Here is a 16,797-nt window from a genome sequence, read left to right as displayed (position 1 = left end):
GGCTTTTTTGTTAGTTCAGCTTCAGCTGAACTTCTTTTTCAGGGCAGCCTCTACCGCCGGATCAACAAACTCCGAGACATCGCCACCCAGGGATGCGATTTCCCGGATCAGGGTGGAGGAGATGTAGGACAGGTGATTGGCCGGTGTCAGGAAAACGCTTTCCACTTCCGGAGCCAGACGGCGGTTCATGTCGGCCAGCTGGAATTCGTATTCGAAATCCGATACCGCCCGGAGTCCACGGAGGATCACGGTGGCACCCTGTTCACGGACGAAATCGGCGAGCAGGTTGCTGAATCCGGTGACGCTGACATTGGGGAGATGCGCGGTCGCCTGGCGGACCAGTTCGCAGCGTTCTTCTAGATCGAGAAGTGGCTGTTTCTTGGGGTTATAGGCGATGGCGACGACGATTTCATCAAACATTCGGCCGGCCCGTTCGATCAGGTCGGTGTGGCCGTTGGTGATGGGATCGAAGGTGCCCGGGTAGATGACTTTGGACATGCGCAGCTCCTTTCTTTGCGAGGCCCAAGGATAGCAGCATTTTCGGAGACTCTGTAGGCGTCCGGGGCTTCAGGTCGTGCATGTCGGCTATGTGGTGGGGCCGACTGGAAGGGCTTGTCCGGGAAACGCTACAAGCACCCCTTCGGGGTCCGGCCAGCAATCACAGATTGCTGTCGTTCGCCTGCGCATGAAGCTTCGCTTCATAATCGCTTGTCTCACCCATGTGCGCTTGAGCGAAGCCATCCATGGCTTCTCACATTCCCGGACAAGCCCTTCCAGCCAGCCCTTTCATCCCCGTGCGAGCCTCCCCGAAGGAAACTGGGGCTGTTATCTGCGCGCAATGCTAGCTGGCTGCTCGCGAGAGTCTTTGAGCCAACCTTGTACTGTTCCGTGCCGCCAGGGCGTAAACCGACAGCTGCGGATTTGCCCCGATGCTGGTGGGGAAGATCGAGGCATCGTGGATGCTGAGGTTGCTGACCTGGTGGTGTTCACCAAAGCCGTTGACGACCGAGTTTTGCGGATTGCTTCCCATGGCGCAGCCGCCCATCTGGTGGGCGGTGAACAGGCGGACGCGGTGGGGTGCCATGGGGAGCTGGTCGATGGCGGCTTTGGCGTCGGTCCAGTTGGTGTACCAGTCGGAATCCAGGTGCATCAGGCGGACTTTTTCGGCACCGGCGGCGAACTGGATTTCGGCCATGGTGTGGAAGGCTTCGCGGATGCCCTTCCAGAGGTAGTCGCTGACGGGGTAGTCCAGTACCGGACTGCCGTCGTCGCGGAGGGAGACTGTGCCGCCGGGGCTTTCGGGGTGGAAGCCGTCCCGGAGCAGGGCGATGACGGACTGCATGTGGGGCAGGCCGGCCATGTTGTTGATCTGGGTTTCGCCGTGGCCGGGTATGACGCCGCTGGACATGCCCGGGTGCAGCGGTGGCACCTCGAGTTTGTAACCAACCGGGCCGTCGACGCCGTTTCGGAAGTTGAATTCGTCCGAGTAGATGGACTGGGGCGCGCCATAGAACGGATCGACGCGCTGAGGCATCTGGGCGACGGTGGCGTTGACCGGATGGATGAACGAACGCTTGCCGATCCGCTGGTGCGGGTCCGGGATGTCGGAGCGGAGCAGCAGGCCGGGGCTGCCGATGGCGCTGGCGGCGACCACGAAGTGTCGGGCTTTGAGCGTGACCTTGATCCCGGTCGGGGTGACGCCATCATCCGCAAAGGCAGAGGCTTCCAGGTGGTCGATCTTGTCCTCGTTCATTACCAGGCGGTCGGCGCGCAGGCTGTGGAACAGCCGGGCGTTGTTATCGAGCGCCCCCGGAATGGTGGTCATCAGGGCGCCCTGTTTGGCGTTGGTCGGGCAGCCGACGCCGCAATAGCCCAGGTTCCAGCAGCCTTTCACATTGCGGGGAATGATCTGCCAGCTGTAACCCAGTTTTTCGCAGCCCTGGCGCAAGATGTCGTTGTTGACGTTCGGGTCGACCTGCCACGGGGCCATGGAGTGGCGTTCTTCCCGGCCATCGAACCAGGGCGCCATGGCGTCCGGCCGAAGTTCGTCCAGGCCAAACTGCTCGGCCCAGTAATTGAGCGTGGGCGCCGGTGTCCGGAAACTGGAAGTCCAGTTTACCGTGGTGGAACCGCCCACGCAGCGGCCTTGCAAAATGGCGATTGCCCCGTCCCGGGTTACCCGGCTCATGCCTTCCTGGTAAAGGTTGGCATAGGAGGTCTGCTCGTCCATCTTGAAGTCTTTCTGATAGTAAAGCCGGCCCTCCTCCACGAGTATCACGGACAACCCGCTGCGGGCCAGAATCTCGGCGGTGGTGCCGCCACCGGCGCCGGTTCCGATAACAACAACGTCCGCTTCTGCGGTCAGGTTTTGCGTCAGGAGGGCGCTATCGGTGACGTTCCAGCCTGATTCCAGGCCCTGGGCAATACGATCGGTCAATGACATGTTTGTGCTCCGTCAGATCAGCTGGCAATCAGGCGTTTTGGAATTGTGGCAATGCGTCGACCGCGTATTGCGGTGGTCCGGGATAGCCGGACAGGTGCCAGAAATCCCGATAGCCATAAAACGCCACGTTGCTGATCTTGGTCAGCGCAATGTAGCCGTTGTTGAACAGCCCGATACGGCTGGTGCGCCAGCGCTCCAGAAACGCGTCGGCTTCCGCCGTTGTCACATTCGGCCAGCTGGACCAGACCCGGGCAACGGTCACCCGGGTGAGCCCGAAGTTCAGCAGGTCAAACAGTTGCCGCAGTTCCTTCTGGTTAGCTGGTCCGAACTTGTGGATGCCGGCATCAATCCGCTCGATCGTCCCGGCAATTGCCAGGTTTCTGGCCTGTGGCTGCTCTGGCAAACCCGGCCCAATCATGGCGGGCAACAAGGCCTCGAACAGCGCAATGTCATCCTCGTTTAAAAACCGGAACTGGTAGCTGGCGTCCATCCGGGTGCCAACGGCACTCAGCCGGCCCGCCGGCTGAGTGGCGCATCCGCTAAGCCCGGCGGTGACGCTGACGGTGCCCAGAAACACGGCACCGCCAAGTCCGGTTTTTAGAAAGCTTCGGCGGTTGAGATCGGCAAATTGAGGGTGTCCTGACGGATCAGGGATCTGTTTCTGCATGGGTGTGTTCTCGTTATTGTTTTTGGATAGCGGGGAAAATGCTGAATCGTCGCGGGCTGGTAGCCCCTTCCAAAACTGTGCAAAACAGGGATGTTTTGCTCAAGCCTACACGGACGTATTCACGGCGTGTTTTGGAAGGGGCTACCAGCCCGCGACAGACTCCGAGTTCTCAGCGGATAAAGAACTTGTAAACCAATTTGTGCGCAGTTGTCCCATGGGGCGCATAGACAAACTTGCCGCTGTTGAATTTCTGCTTGGTGAAAATGGCCCGGTGATGGGAGAAGGTCAGGAACCCCTCACGGCCGTGATAGTGCCCCATGCCGGAATCACCGATGCCACCGAAAGGCAGATCATCCTGGGCTACGTGCATCAGGGAATCGTTGATGCACATGCCTCCAGAGTGGGTGTTATCCACCACATGCTGCTGCTGGGTCTTGTCGTACCCGAAGAAATACAGCGCCAGAGGCCGCGGACGATCATTGATGTAGTGAATGGCTTCATCCAGGCTGCCGTAACTGACGATCGGCAGAATCGGACCGAAGATCTCATCCTGCATCACCTTCATATCCGGAGTGGTGTTCAGCACCAGCGTCAGGGGCAGTTTTCGGGTGCCGTCCTTCAGATTCTCCCGGGCAGGGTTGATCTCCACCAATTCGGCGCCTTTCTCCCGGGCGTCCTCAAGGTAGCCTTGCAGTCGATCGTACTGCCGCTCATTGATGATGGCAGTGAAGTCGTCATTGTCCCGCAGGCTGGGATACATCTCGGAAAAACGGGCACGGAACTCGTCGACAAACGACTGCACCCGGTCAGCGGGGCAAAGGACGTAATCGGGCGCCACGCAGGTCTGGCCGGCATTGAAAGCCTTGCCAAAGGCGATTCTCTGGGCCGCGTCTTCCATGGGCACATCCGGGGAGACCACGGCCGGGGATTTGCCTCCCAGCTCCAGGGTGACCGGTGTCAGATTTTCCGCTGCGGCCTTCATGACCAGCTTGCCCACCGACGTAGAACCTGTGAACAGCAGATGATCAAACGGACGTGACGAGAAGTCTGCAGCCACGTCGGCCTCGCCATTAATAACCGAGACCAGGTCCTCCGGGAAGCTGGCTTCAATCAGCTCCTTGAACAGGGCCGAGGTGTGTGGCGTGTACTCCGACATCTTGATCATGGTGCGGTTGCCCGCAGCCAGAGACGCAACCAGGGGGCCCACTGCGAGGTAGAGAGGGTAGTTCCAGGGCACGATTACGCCCACCACACCCTTGGGCTGGTAGTGGACCTTGTTGCTGGCAGGCTGGAACAACATGGATACATGGCGTTTGGATGGCTTCATCCAGCTACTGAGATTTTTCAGGGTGTAATTGATGCCCTGGATCGACGGCATGACCTCGGCAATGAGGGATTCGTCTTTCGAGCGGCAGTTGAAATCCCGGTCGATGGCATCCAGAAGCCGGTCCTGGTTACCCAGCAGCACCCGTTTGAGGCGTTTCAGGTTTTCCTGCCGCTCGGCCAGGGAAGGCATGGGATTGTTGCGGAACGCCTTTTTCTGATCCTCAAACACGCGGTGGGTGTGCTGGATCTGTTTCTTGCTCTCGGTGAGCTGAACGACAGTGGCTCCCATGATTTTTCTCCTCTTCGGCCCCGATCATGCTTCGTCGGTGGCCCGTTATTTCAGGTATTGAACGACTGGCGAAAAAGTGTTCAATTTGCGTCTGGGGGTATTATTAGAGTATATACTCTAGTGAGTCAAGCGGAGGCGGGTGGCGAATCGGGCCATCTGTGAGCGATACAACAACAAACGCCGACGGGTCTATGAAGACAAGAGACAAGATACTGCTCTCCAGCCTGGAGCTGTTCAACGAGCGGGGCGAGCGCAACGTCACCACCAACCATATCGCGGCGCACCTGGCCATTTCGCCGGGCAACCTCTATTACCATTTCCGCAACAAGTCGGACATCATTTACGAGATCTTCCTGGAATACGAAAAACTGGTGGATTTCTACCTGGACATTCCGGAAGACCGGGCCATGACCCTGGACGACATGACCTTCTATCTGGAGTCGGTCTTTGACGGCCTCTGGAGTTACCGGTTCTTCCACCGGGATCTGGAATACCTTCTGGACAGCGACAAGAGACTGCGACAGGACTATCGCGATTTCACCAACCGCTGCCTGACTTCAATCAGTCGCATTTTCGAAAAACTGGCGGAAGCCGGGATTATTGAACCCCAGGAGGAAGACCTGCGATCGGCCATGTCGCTGAATGTGTGGCTGGTGATTACCAACTGGATGGCGTTCCTGAAAACCGCCCATGCGGCCGAGGAATCTGCCTGTCTCACGCTCACCGAGCTGAAGCAGGGCATCTACCAGGTGCTCACCCTGGAAATTCCCTACCTGACGCCAGCGTATCGTGAGCGTGTGATGGCTCTGAGAGAGAAGTATCGGCCGGCACTGCACGACAGGGACGATCTGGGCGCGGCCCTGTGCAAGTGAAACCCGAATAATTGATCAAAAAATGATCTGCCCTGGAACTTTTGGCGAAAATCGGACTCATAACGGTGACGTTGGGAATTCGGATATTCCTTGCGTCTCCTGAGTGCGATCTCAGGTTTTAGCACGTCGCAAACCCTGACGTTTCACCGGTCTGCTTTCTGGCAGGCCGGTTTTTTTATTCCCTACTGTTTCCTGCTCAAAAAACACCCTTGTAAGTGATTTCCGAATTCGATACGCTTCTGATGTTACCGGTAACATCTGCCGGCACAAAAACAATCAGGAGACGCGATTATGTTCCCGACCCGACTCGCGACTGGCCTACTGTCAGCTGCATTTGCCTTTAACGCCTTCGCGGCGGACTATACCTTCAAGTTCCAGTCCTCCGACCCCTCTGGCGTCAAGAACTTCGAGATTCAGCAGCAATGGGCTGACCGTGTCGAAGAAATGACCGGTGGCCGCGTTGCCATTGATCTTCTGCCCGTGGGCAGCGTGGTAAGCCATACCGAAACTCTCGGTGCCATGAATATGGGCGTCCTGGATGGCCATGTATCGGTGACCGGTTATTTTTCCGGCAAAGATCCCGCGTTCGGGCTCATTGGCAATACCGTGGGCGCCTGGTCCAGCCCGGACCAGCTCATCGATTACATCAATTATGGCGGTGGCTATGAGCTGATGAATGAGCTCTACGCGCCCTATGGCGTGAAGTTTGTTGGCGGTGGTGGCACTGGCCTGGAGTCGTTTGTTTCGAAGAAACCGCTGGATGGTGTTGAAGACTTGAAAGGCCTCAAGATGCGTGCACCCGAAGGTCTGGTGCAGTCGGTATTTGCCGCCGCCGGGGCGGCGCCAGTGAACCTGCCAGGTTCCGAGGTCTACACCGCACTGAGCAAGGGTGTTATCGATGCTGCCGACTATACGGTGTTTTCCACCAACCACGAAGCCGGCCTGCACGAGATTGCCCCGCATCCGGTGTACCCTGGCTTCCACTCCCTGCCGCTGATCGAAATTGCCATGAACCTGGAAGATTGGGAAGAGCTTCCCAAGGACATTCAGACGATCATGACCGTCTCGGCCCGGGACTTCGCCCAGGATATCAGCACCCAGCTGGCCATGGCGGACAAGAAGGCCGTCAGGGAAGCCCGCGCCAATCCGGATATCACCGTTCATGACTGGTCGGCGGAAGAGCGCCGGAAGTTCCGCACCATTGCCCGGGACCAGTGGAAGAAATACGCTGAGCAATCCCCCAATGCCGAGAAAGTCTATCAGTCGGTAACCGGCTATCTGGAATCCCAGGGCCTGCTCTGAAGGCAATGCCCCGTAACCAGTAACCGGGCAGGCAGGGCCTGCCCGGTGCGCGGAGTTCATTATGTCTGCTGCAAACCTTTCCTCCGGCCCGGAGCGCACTCCGGGCCAGGGTGATCTGCTGCCCGAATCCGACGAGGATATCGGCTTTACCCGCCTTGACCGCGCCATTGTCTGGCTGGGGAAAAAGCTGAGCCTGGTATTCGCGTTGATCGTCCTGGTGTCTTTCTACGAGATTGTCCGCCGATATGTGTTCGGTTCGCCGACGCTCTGGGTGCATGAAACGGTGACCTTCGCCGGTGCCACCCTGTTCGTGCTGGGTGGGCTCTATGCCCTGGCCACCGATCGCCACGTGCGTATTGTGCTGATCTACGACGCAGTGTCCCCGGCCGTCCAGCGTTGGCTGCGGGTGGTTCACCATCTGTTCGGGCTGGCGTTCTGTTCGATGCTGCTCTATGCCAGCTGGTTCATGGCCAGGGGCGCCGTCTGGGCCCCCTGGGGCGGCTGGCGCCTGGAGACCTCCGGGTCGGCCTGGAATCCGCCGTTTCCCGCCTTTCTCAAGGTGATCATTCTGGTGGCGATTGCTGTCATGACCCTCCAGTTTGTCCTGCACCTGATTCGTGATCTGCGTGGTCCGGCGCCGACCGGGGAGAAAGACAATGTTTGAGCTGGCTTCCCTCGGAATTGGCTACGGCAGCCTGCTGATGCTGGTGATGCTGATCGTACTGTTGCTGACCGGCATGCAGCTGGCCTTTGCCACCGGCCTGGTGGCCCTGGTCTTTGCCCTGGGCTGGTTTGGCCCTGACGCGCTGCCGATTGTCAGCAGTCGTCTTTACAGCTTTATAGGCAACTACGTTTTCCTGGCGGTGCCGATGTTCGTGTTGATGGCATCGCTACTGGATCATTCCGGCATTGCCCGGGACCTGTTTGATGCTATGGCCCGTTTTGGCCGCAAGCTGCGCGGTGGTGTTGCCCTCCAGACCCTGGTGGTGGCGGTGATCCTTGCTTCCATGTCGGGGGTGATCGGTGGCGAAACCGTTTTGCTCGGTATTCTGGCACTGCCGCAGATGCTGCGTCTGGGTTACGATCGCAAGCTGGCCATTGGCACCACCTGTGCCGGTGGTGCGCTGGGCACCATGTTGCCGCCGAGCATTGTCCTGATCATTTATGGCCTGACCGCAAACGTCTCCATTGGTGATCTGTTCAAGGGCGCGTTCCTGCCCGCGCTGATCCTGGCGCTGCTCTACATGGGCTACGTGCTGGTCAGGGTCTGGCTGAAGCCGGAGATGGCCCCCATCCCCTCCGACCAGGATCAGCCGGAAACCCCGGCGCCGAACTTCTTCAAGGCCCTGTTGTTCCCGATTCTGTCGGTCGTGGTCGTGTTGGGCAGCATCTATGGCGGTGTGGCGTCGGTCACCGAAGCTTCGGCCCTGGGTGTGCTGGGCATTGCCATCAGTACCTGGATCCGGGGAGAACTGTCTCTGGCCATGGTGCGCAAAGCCACAATCAGTACGCTGAGGGTGTGTGGCATGATCATCTGGATCGGCATCGGCGCCACCGCTCTTGTGGGCGTCTATAACCTGATGGGCGGTATCGAGTTTGTCCGCGAGATGGTTTTTGCAGTCAGTGGCGGGGATGGGCTAACCACCATCCTGTTCATGATGTTTATTCTACTGATTCTGGGCATGTTCCTGGACTGGGTCGGGGTGGCTCTTCTGACCATGCCGATTTTCGTGCCCATTGTCACGGAGCTGGGCTACAGCCCGATCTGGTTCGGTGTGGTGTTCTGCATGAATATGCAGGTATCCTTCCTGTCACCGCCCTTTGGCCCGGCCGCGTTCTATCTGAAAACGGTAACCCCCAAGGACATCACCCTCGGCGAGATTTTCCGGTCGCTACTGCCATTTATTGCCTTGCAGATTGTTGCGCTGGCCCTGTTGATCGCATTCCCGCAACTGGCTTTGTGGTGGCAGTGATATGAGCGTTTCCAAAATCATCGTCATGGGTGTGTCCGGGTGTGGCAAAAGCCTGATTGGTACCCGGCTGGCGGAACGTCTTCAGGTTCCGTTTTTCGATGCCGACGACTTTCACAGTCCGGCCAACGTGGCCAAAATGGCCAGCGGTGTGCCGCTGACAGATTCCGACCGTAGCGGTTGGCTGGATGATCTGGCAGAGCTGGTCAAGGGTGAGCAAGGCGGTCTGGTGCTGGCATGTTCTGCCCTCAAGCGGGCGTACCGTGACCGGCTGAGGTCGGGTAATCCGTCACTGCAGTTTGTCTATCTCAAGGGCGACATGGAAACCATCTGGTCTCGGCATTCCAGTCGGGAAGATCACTACTTCAATGGTCGTTCCATGCTCGAAAGTCAGTTTCGCACGCTGGAGGAGCCGGAACCAGGGGAAGGGGCCATTGTCGTCGACGTCTGCGAGCCGCCCGACCGGATTGTTGAGCGCTGCCTGGCAGTGCTGAGTACACCCGACCGGAGGCGGAAAAACTGAATGGTTAAAAAGAAGCGCCCAACACTGCAGGATATTGCCGATAGGGTCGGTGCTACGAAAATGACCGTGAGCCGTTGCCTGCGGGGCGGCAATAATGTGTCTGAACACATGCGTGAGCGGATTTTCGCCGAGGCCGAGGCGCTGGGTTACATCCCGAACAGGGCGCCGGATCTGCTTTCCAAATCCACCAGCCACGCAATCGGTGTGCTGCTGCCATCGCTGACCAACCAGGTCTTCGCCGATGTCATCAAGGGGATCGAATCAGTCACTGAACCGGCGGGCTATCACCTGATGCTGGCCCACTACGGTTACAGCCGCGAGGTGGAAGAGCGCAGTCTGGCCTCGCTACTGTCCTACAACGTTGATGGCGTGATTCTGTCGGAAAGCCAGCACACCGACCGCACCCTGCGAATGCTGGGAACAGCAGGCGTGCCCACGGTGGAAATCATGGACACCCACACGACGCCCTTCGAGCAGGCGGTGGGTTTTGACAATGTGCGTGCGGCCTATGACATGGTGCGGGAGATGATTCGCCGTGGTCGCCGCCATGTTGTGTACCTGGCGGTTCGGCTGGATGCTCGCACGTTGCAACGACAGGAAGGTTACACCCGCGCCATGGAGGAGCAGGGGCTGATTCCCGTTACCCTGCGCAGTGAACAGCGCTCATCATTCAGTGTCGGCGCCACATTGCTGCAACGCATACTCATCGAAGCGCCGGACACTGACGCGATCTTCTGCACCAACGACGACGTGGCTATAGGCGCTTTTTTCGAGTGCCAGCGGCAGGGTATCGAGGTGCCGGGCCAGATGGCGATAGCAGGCTTTCACGGCCACAATGTTGGCCAGGTCATGGTGCCGACGCTGGCCAGCGTCATTACGCCACGTGAGCAGGTGGGCCAAAGGGCGGCTGAGGCCCTGATCGCTCGCCTGTCCGGCGCGGACATGGGCGAACAGGTGATTGACCTCGGTTACCGGATAGAATGCGGTGGCACCCTTTAATTCCTTGTTACTCCGCTTCCAGCCACTCGATCAAGGCCTCCCGGCATTCGTCCACGCCCCGTTTTGACGTTGCAGAGAACATGATCAGATGTTCGACGCAGGAATACGATTTCAGGTTCTTGGCAATGCCCAGCATGGCGGTCTTGGCCTGGCCGTATTTCAATTTGTCGGCTTTGGTGGCCAGAATCATCAGCGGCAGGTTGTTATGTTCGCACCATTCCACCATCATTTGGTCGAAATCGGTCAGTGGGTGGCGAATGTCCATCACCAGAACCAGGCCGCGTAAACAGCGCCGGTCATTCAGATAGTGGCCCAGGTGCTTTTGCCAATCGTCTTTCATGTCCCGGGATACTTTGGCATAGCCGTACCCGGGCAAATCGACCATTCGGCAATTCTCGCGGTTGAGAGAGAAGAAGTTGATCAGCCGTGTGCGTCCGGGGGTCTTACTGGTGCGGGCCAGCTTGCTGTTGGCGGTGATCGCATTAAGCGCACTGGACTTGCCGGCGTTGGAACGGCCGGCAAAGGCGACTTCAGCGCCGAAATCCGGCGGGCACTCATCCAGGCGGGAAGCGCTGATGAGGAATCGGGCGCTGTTAAAAGAAAGGCTTTTTTGAGTCAGATCAGAGTCCACAGCGGTTGGCTTTCCTTTGGATTTCAGTTGTCAGGGATTAATGTATAATGCTACACCAATTCCGGGCGGCGCGCTGTGCGCGACCGCTGTCAGCCCCGGTTTCGAGCCTGACTGGTCAGTGCCTGCCGGCTGCATAGCGAAGAATACCCTTAAAAGATGAGAGAAGCGGAGCGAGCATGAAAAAACTGATCGCAGGAGTAGTTCTCGGTGTTGGCCTCACAGCGATGGCGCACGGGGCGGGAGATCCTCAAGCAGGTGAAGAGAACGCAGCGGTATGTGCCAGTTGTCACGGCGCGAATGGTGCCAAGCCCATTATGGGGTCTTATCCCAAGCTGTCCGGTCTCGGCGAAAAATATCTTTATCGCCAGTTGGTGTTGATCAAGGACAAAGAGCGGAATATCGCGGAAATGACCGGTATTCTGGATAACATGGACGATCAGGACCTGCAGGATCTTGCGGCCTATTATAACGAACAGGAAATGGTTGTAGGTCAGGCCGATCCGGATCTGGTTGATCAGGGTGCTGCTCTGTACCGTGGCGGCAACATGGCAACTGGCGTTCCTTCCTGTGCAGGCTGTCACAGCCCGCAAGGCGTTGGCAACGAGCCGGCCGGCTACCCGGCTCTTGGTGGCCAGAACGCAGAGTATCTGGTCAAGCAGTTGAAAGCCTATCGCGATGGTGAGCGGAACAGCGGCGTGAACGCATCAATCATGATGGATGTGGCCTCGAAGCTGACCGACGCCGAGATCGAAGCGGTCTCCAGCTACATCTCCGGCCTGAACTGACACAGCCGGACGGTACCGAAAGACCCCGCCTGGAGCGGGGTTTTTGCTGCCTTTCTTTTCTGTAACTGCCGACCTGTGGAACTTTTCAGGTACGCTGGGTCATAATCCTCCCAAAACGATATTCAGATAACCGGAGATTTTTCATGTTTCGATCCTTCAGAACGGCTTTCCTGCTCCTGTTGGCGCTGTCTGTTTCTGGCCTGGCCAGTGCTGCAGAGTGGAAAGAAGGGACCCATTACAACCGGTTGGATAACCCGGTAAGAACCGAAAGCGATTCCGGTGTCGAGGTAGCGGAAGTCTTCTGGTATGGCTGCCCCCATTGTTACAACTTCAAACCTCTGATTGAGGAGTGGGCGGCCAGTGCTCCTGATTACGTCAATTACGTGAAGATCCCTGCGGCACTGGGCAGAAACTGGGAACCCCACGCCTACGCTTTTTATGCGCTTGAGGCCATGGGGGAGCTGGACAAGGTGCACGATGCCCTGTTCGAGGCGCTTGCCGGTGAGCGTCGACCGCTGAATACCCCTGAAGCCCTGGCCGACTTTGTTGCGGATTACGGTGTAGATCCGGATGAGTTTGTCAGCACTTACAAAAGCTTTGGCGTGAATGCCCGTATGCAGAAAGCTCAATCGAAAATCCGTGGCGCGCGGATTACCGGAACGCCGACTATGCTGGTTAATGGCAAGTACACTGTCAGTGCATCCATGGCCGGCAGCCATGAGGCCGTTCTCGACGTGGTGGACTACCTTGTCGCCAAAGAGCGTGGCGAGGTGGAATAACCCCCGTTACGGGTTCCGGCCCCATTGCAAAGACCAGCCGGCCGGTTGAGGCCGCCACTATGTACAAGCATATCCGAAAGCAGTTGAATGGCATCCTGAGGCCGGCCGGCGGGCCCAGGGGTGCCTGCTCCGGGACCGAACATGTCCCCGAGTTCGAGCCGCAACGGCACATTCGCCTGCTCACCTTCAACATCCAGGTGGGTATCAATACCTCGTCCTATCGCCATTATCTTACGCGAAGCTGGCAGCACATCTTGCCTCATCGCAACCGTATCGAAAATCTGGACCGGATTGCCTCCCTCCTGCGCAGCTACGACGTAGTGGCGCTGCAGGAGTGCGACGGGGGCAGCCTTCGCAGCGCCTATATCAACCAGGTGCAATACCTGGCCGAAGCGGCCGGCATTCCCTATTGGTACCAGCAATTGAACCGGAATCTCGGTCAGATCGCCCAGCACAGCAATGGCCTGCTGAGCCGGTACCGTCCCCTGGACGTTACCGAACACAAGTTGCCGGGCCTGATTCCGGGCCGGGGCGCCATCATCGCCCGATACGGAACCGAGCATGATCCACTGGTGCTGGTGCTGATGCACCTTTCCCTCAGCAAGACGGCCCAGCAACGTCAGTTGGGCTACATCCGGGAGCTGATTGCCGACTACCGGCATGTGGTTCTGATGGGGGATATGAACGCCCATGCCGAACAGCTACTGACCCAGACGCCCCTCAGGGAAACCGATCTGGTACCGCTACCGGATACCGCCCATAGCTTCCCCAGCTGGCGGCCGGAGAAGGCTTTGGATCATATCCTGGTAAGTCCTTCACTCGAGATTCGCCGGTCCGAGGTGGTGAGTTATCCGATGTCGGATCACCTGCCCATCGCCATGGATGTGGCGTTGCCGGAGGGCTACCTGGAGAAGTTCTGAATAGCATCAAGTCAAAAAAAAGCCCGGCGCATTGGCCGGGCCTTTTTGGATGCCGGATCAGGAATTACTTGATCTTGGCTTCCTTGTACGCAACGTGCTTGCGGACAACCGGATCGTACTTTTTGATCTCGATTTTTTCCGGAGTGTTACGCTTGTTCTTCTTGGTCGTGTAGAAGTGACCAGTACCTGCTGATGAAACCAGCTTGATTTTTTCGCGCATGATGCGGCTCCTTAAAATTTCTCGCCGCGGGCACGAAGATCGGCCAGCACAGCGTCAATGCCTTTATTGTCGATGATGCGCATGCCCTTGGTGGATACGCGCAGCTTCACGAAACGCTTCTCGGACTCAACCCAGAAACGATGGTTCTGCAGATTCGGCAGAAAACGACGACGAGTGTGGTTCATCGCGTGGGAAACGTTGTTACCGGATACCGGACGCTTACCGGTAACCTGACAAACTCTGGACATACTTGCCTCCGACCTGAGCAATGGTCTCAATAATACGAATTCGTTTTTTAATGCGTCTCTGGTTGCTAAGGAGCCATTACGCCCCCATTCGCGCCTCTAAACTGAACGCTGCTCGCCAGACGCCGCCAGAAAGGGACGCTTTTATACCAGAACTCGCCCCCCAACGCAAAAAATTGTTGGGAATTTGGCCAGTTTTCCGGCATTGCCGTGCAAGGTTAACCATCGGGCTTTACAGCAGACCCCGTTCAGCGAGAGATACTACCTCACCATGGCCAACAACCATATGGTCAAGAACCCTGATATCCACCAGTCCGAGGGCCTCTTTCAAGCGGCGGGTGAGGGAAATGTCGGCCTGGCTCGGTTCGGCGACGCCCGACGGGTGGTTGTGAGCGAAAATCACCGCTGCTGCATTGTCCTCCAGAGCCTGTCGCACCACTTCCCGCGGATAGACGGCCGCGCCATCGATGGTGCCCCGGAACAACTCACGGTATTGAATAACGCGATGGCGATTGTCCAGAAACAGGCCTGCGAAAACCTCGTGCGGGTAGGTGCCGAGCCGACTGGTAAGAAAGCGGCGGGTATCTTCGGGAGAGCGCAGGGGATCACCCTGGCGCAATGGTTCATCCATGACCCGGCGCGCCATTTCCATGGCCGCCTGAACCTGGGCGTATTTGGCGGTTCCCAGACCTTTGACATCGCAGAACTGGCGACGGGAAGCCGTCAGCAACCCCCGAAGCCCGGAAAACTCCTCAATCAGGTGGCGAGCCAATGCCATGACCGGCATGCCGGTGGTGCCGGTGCGTAAAAACAGGGCGAGCAGTTCGGCGTCGGAGAGGGTTTGCGGTCCGTGGGCGAGCAGGCGTTCCCGTGGACGTTCGTCCGTGGGCCAGGCGGGGTCTGACATCGTGGCTTCCTTGCATTGGTTGTCTCCTGCCCTGGTGCTTCCTGCACCGCGACGGGCATCTCAGGGTTACAAAGGTTACTTTAAAAACTAACAATCGGTAAACGTATGCCGGGTCTGGCAGGCTGTCGCTGCGGCCTGAGCATGCTATCTTATAAGCCTTTTATTTTATGCGGAAACGGAGCCCCTATGGCCGCCAGACGAATCCTCCTGGGAGTAACCGGTGGTATCGCTGCCTATAAAAGCGCCGAACTGGTTCGCCAGTTAAAGAAAGCGGGCCATGAGGTGCGGGTTGTTATGACCCGTGGGGCGGAAGCGTTCGTGGCACCACTGACCTTCCAGGCCCTCAGTGGCGAGCCCGTGAGGACGTCCTTGCTGGACCCTGAGGCGGAAGCTGGTATGGGGCATATTGAACTGGCCAAGTGGGCTGATCAGTTGGTCGTTGCGCCGGCGTCTGCCGATTTTATCGCCCGCCTTGCCCAGGGTATGGCCGACGATCTGTTAACCACCGTTTGTTGTGCAACCGAGGCGCCCATTGCCGTGGTGCCTGCGATGAATCAGGCAATGTGGAGCAACGGCCGTACCCAGAGAAATATCCGGCTTCTTGAAGAGGATCCCCAGATCGAATTATGGGGGCCGGCTCAGGGAGCGCAGGCCTGTGGTGATACCGGGCCAGGGAGAATGTTGGAGCCGGAGGATATTGTTGCGCTTGTCGATCACAGTCGCACAGGCGTGCTCGCTGGCAAGACGGTCGTGATTACTGCAGGCCCGACCCGAGAGCCTATCGACCCGGTGCGCTATATAAGCAATCACAGCTCCGGGAAAATGGGTTATGCCCTGGCCAGCGAGGCGCATAAGGCAGGTGCCCGGGTGATTCTGGTCAGTGGTCCGGTAGCGCTTTCCGCGCCTATCGGTGTCGAGGTTCGTCCGGTGTTAACGGCCGAGGACATGTTGCAGGAAGCCTCAAGCGCAGTGGATGAAGGTTGTGACCTGTTTATTGCGACAGCTGCGGTCGCCGATTACCGTCCGGAAACCTGTGCCGGAGACAAGATCAAGAAGTCCAGTGACGCCATGGCGCTCTCGCTGGTGCGCAATCCCGACACCCTGGCTACCATAGCCGGCCGCGACGATGCGCCTTTTAGCGTAGGTTTCGCGGCCGAAACCACCGATGTGGCGAGCTACGCCACCGACAAAATGCAACGCAAGAAACTGAACATGATCGTGGCCAACGATGTGTCTACGCCCGGGCTGGGATTTAACAGCGACAACAATGCGGTGACCGTATTCTGGCCGGGTGGCCAGACGTCGATCGGTCCCGACAGCAAAACGAACATTGCCCGACAGCTTGTGGCGATGATAGGTGAACATCTTGGTCAGGCCGCCCGCTGACTCAGCGCAGCGCACCTGCACTACAATCGACAGGACCCCTCATGAGCAGGAAAAATCTTCAGGTACGTATTCTGGATGATCGCATTGGCAGCCAGATTCCCTTTCCCGAGTATGCCACCGAAGGCTCCGCAGGCCTTGATCTTCGGGCCTGTCTGGACGAACCGCTGACCCTCGAGCCGGGCGATACCCAACTGATCAGGACAGGGTTGTCGATCCACATTGCCGATCCATCGCTGGCGGCCATGATCCTGCCCCGAAGCGGGCTCGGCCACAAGCACGGTATAGTGCTTGGCAACCTGGTGGGCTTGATTGATTCGGATTACCAGGGCGAGTTAATGGTGTCCTGCTGGAACCGGGGGCGCACCAGCTTTACCGTGGATGTGGGGGAGCGTCTGGCACAGTTGGTGCTGGTACCCGTTGTGCAGGCTGATTTTGAGGTGGTTTCGGAATTCGACGCCAGCGCCCGCGGTGAAGGCGGCTTTGGCTCCACCGGCACAAGGTGACCGGGAAGCCGGCCACGCAGAACATTGTGC

The 16,797-nt window shown here is 58.2% G+C and carries 19 protein-coding genes; 11 read left to right on the top strand and 8 right to left on the bottom strand.

Annotated elements, in window-relative coordinates; translation table 11 throughout:
• Positions 1 to 21: 21 nt before the first annotated feature.
• From coaD to AC5JQH_RS07915, 4 genes are all read right to left on the bottom strand, one after another.
• Positions 22 to 498, bottom strand: coding sequence for a pantetheine-phosphate adenylyltransferase (gene coaD / locus AC5JQH_RS07930; RefSeq protein WP_008173494.1), 477 nt, complete (start codon positions 496 to 498; stop codon positions 22 to 24).
• Positions 499 to 841: 343 nt separating this feature from the next.
• Positions 842 to 2,443, bottom strand: coding sequence for a GMC family oxidoreductase (locus tag AC5JQH_RS07925; RefSeq protein WP_008173492.1), 1,602 nt, complete (start codon positions 2,441 to 2,443; stop codon positions 842 to 844).
• Positions 2,444 to 2,471: 28 nt separating this feature from the next.
• Positions 2,472 to 3,110 carry a hypothetical protein gene (locus AC5JQH_RS07920; RefSeq protein WP_008173490.1) on the bottom strand — a complete coding sequence of 213 codons (639 nt, stop codon included), beginning with the start codon at positions 3,108 to 3,110 and terminating at the stop codon, positions 2,472 to 2,474.
• A gap of 169 nt (positions 3,111 to 3,279) precedes the next feature.
• Positions 3,280 to 4,725: a coniferyl aldehyde dehydrogenase gene (locus AC5JQH_RS07915; RefSeq protein WP_008173488.1), complete on the bottom strand. Its 1,446-nt coding sequence runs from the start codon at positions 4,723 to 4,725 to the stop codon at positions 3,280 to 3,282.
• A 191-nt stretch (positions 4,726 to 4,916) separates the two neighbouring features.
• Here AC5JQH_RS07915 and AC5JQH_RS07910 point away from each other — a divergent pair, with 191 nt between their 5' ends.
• From AC5JQH_RS07910 to gntR, 6 genes are all read left to right on the top strand, one after another.
• Complete coding sequence (locus AC5JQH_RS07910; protein ID WP_008173486.1) at positions 4,917 to 5,597, top strand: TetR/AcrR family transcriptional regulator; 681 nt, start codon at positions 4,917 to 4,919, stop codon at positions 5,595 to 5,597.
• A 291-nt stretch (positions 5,598 to 5,888) separates the two neighbouring features.
• Positions 5,889 to 6,899: a TRAP transporter substrate-binding protein gene (locus AC5JQH_RS07905; protein ID WP_288367250.1), complete on the top strand. Its 1,011-nt coding sequence runs from the start codon at positions 5,889 to 5,891 to the stop codon at positions 6,897 to 6,899.
• Positions 6,900 to 6,960: 61 nt separating this feature from the next.
• Positions 6,961 to 7,563: a TRAP transporter small permease subunit gene (locus tag AC5JQH_RS07900; RefSeq protein ID WP_286811814.1), complete on the top strand. Its 603-nt coding sequence runs from the start codon at positions 6,961 to 6,963 to the stop codon at positions 7,561 to 7,563.
• Positions 7,556 to 8,872 (top strand): TRAP transporter large permease, encoded by a 1,317-nt coding sequence (locus AC5JQH_RS07895; protein ID WP_286802782.1) that lies wholly within the window; start codon positions 7,556 to 7,558, stop codon positions 8,870 to 8,872. Before AC5JQH_RS07900 ends, AC5JQH_RS07895 begins: the two co-directional genes overlap by 8 nt.
• A gap of 1 nt (position 8,873) precedes the next feature.
• Positions 8,874 to 9,392, top strand: a complete 519-nt coding sequence (locus AC5JQH_RS07890) for a gluconokinase (RefSeq protein ID WP_493805454.1) — start codon at positions 8,874 to 8,876, stop codon at positions 9,390 to 9,392.
• Entirely contained in the window at positions 9,393 to 10,391 is a 999-nt protein-coding gene (gntR, locus tag AC5JQH_RS07885; protein ID WP_339621538.1) for a gluconate operon transcriptional repressor GntR, read from the top strand.
• Positions 10,392 to 10,398: 7 nt separating this feature from the next.
• Here gntR and yihA read toward each other — a convergent pair whose 3' ends face one another.
• Positions 10,399 to 11,022 carry a ribosome biogenesis GTP-binding protein YihA/YsxC gene (yihA, locus tag AC5JQH_RS07880; RefSeq protein ID WP_008173473.1) on the bottom strand — a complete coding sequence of 208 codons (624 nt, stop codon included), beginning with the start codon at positions 11,020 to 11,022 and terminating at the stop codon, positions 10,399 to 10,401.
• A gap of 176 nt (positions 11,023 to 11,198) precedes the next feature.
• Here yihA and AC5JQH_RS07875 point away from each other — a divergent pair, with 176 nt between their 5' ends.
• The 3 genes from AC5JQH_RS07875 to AC5JQH_RS07865 all read left to right on the top strand — a co-directional run bounded on the left by AC5JQH_RS07875 (position 11,199) and on the right by AC5JQH_RS07865 (position 13,506).
• On the top strand, positions 11,199 to 11,807 hold the full coding sequence (locus tag AC5JQH_RS07875; RefSeq protein ID WP_008173471.1) for a c-type cytochrome: 609 nt from the start codon (positions 11,199 to 11,201) through the stop codon (positions 11,805 to 11,807).
• A 143-nt stretch (positions 11,808 to 11,950) separates the two neighbouring features.
• Positions 11,951 to 12,586, top strand: coding sequence for a thiol:disulfide interchange protein DsbA/DsbL (locus tag AC5JQH_RS07870; protein WP_008173469.1), 636 nt, complete (start codon positions 11,951 to 11,953; stop codon positions 12,584 to 12,586).
• 59 nt (positions 12,587 to 12,645) lie between these two features.
• Positions 12,646 to 13,506 (top strand): endonuclease/exonuclease/phosphatase family protein, encoded by an 861-nt coding sequence (locus tag AC5JQH_RS07865; protein WP_008173468.1) that lies wholly within the window; start codon positions 12,646 to 12,648, stop codon positions 13,504 to 13,506.
• A 64-nt stretch (positions 13,507 to 13,570) separates the two neighbouring features.
• Here AC5JQH_RS07865 and rpmG read toward each other — a convergent pair whose 3' ends face one another.
• From rpmG to radC, 3 genes are all read right to left on the bottom strand, one after another.
• Positions 13,571 to 13,726, bottom strand: a complete 156-nt coding sequence (rpmG, locus tag AC5JQH_RS07860; RefSeq protein WP_008173465.1) for a 50S ribosomal protein L33 — start codon at positions 13,724 to 13,726, stop codon at positions 13,571 to 13,573.
• 11 nt (positions 13,727 to 13,737) lie between these two features.
• A complete protein-coding gene (gene rpmB, locus AC5JQH_RS07855; RefSeq protein ID WP_493805453.1) occupies positions 13,738 to 13,974 on the bottom strand; it encodes a 50S ribosomal protein L28 in 237 nt (78 codons plus the stop codon).
• Between the two features lie 229 nt (positions 13,975 to 14,203).
• Positions 14,204 to 14,878 carry a RadC family protein gene (radC, locus tag AC5JQH_RS07850; RefSeq protein WP_008173460.1) on the bottom strand — a complete coding sequence of 225 codons (675 nt, stop codon included), beginning with the start codon at positions 14,876 to 14,878 and terminating at the stop codon, positions 14,204 to 14,206.
• A 186-nt stretch (positions 14,879 to 15,064) separates the two neighbouring features.
• Between radC and coaBC the strand changes: the two genes are divergently transcribed.
• Both coaBC and dut read left to right on the top strand, forming a co-directional pair.
• Complete coding sequence (gene coaBC, locus AC5JQH_RS07845; RefSeq protein ID WP_008173458.1) at positions 15,065 to 16,264, top strand: bifunctional phosphopantothenoylcysteine decarboxylase/phosphopantothenate--cysteine ligase CoaBC; 1,200 nt, start codon at positions 15,065 to 15,067, stop codon at positions 16,262 to 16,264.
• 41 nt (positions 16,265 to 16,305) lie between these two features.
• Positions 16,306 to 16,767, top strand: coding sequence for a dUTP diphosphatase (gene dut / locus AC5JQH_RS07840; RefSeq protein ID WP_008173456.1), 462 nt, complete (start codon positions 16,306 to 16,308; stop codon positions 16,765 to 16,767).
• Positions 16,768 to 16,797 lie beyond the last annotated feature (30 nt).

It is taken from the genome of Marinobacter sp. H13 (assembly GCF_059072335.1).
Note: the sequence above shows the minus strand (reverse complement) of the source record. Positions and strands in the feature narration are given on the sequence as shown.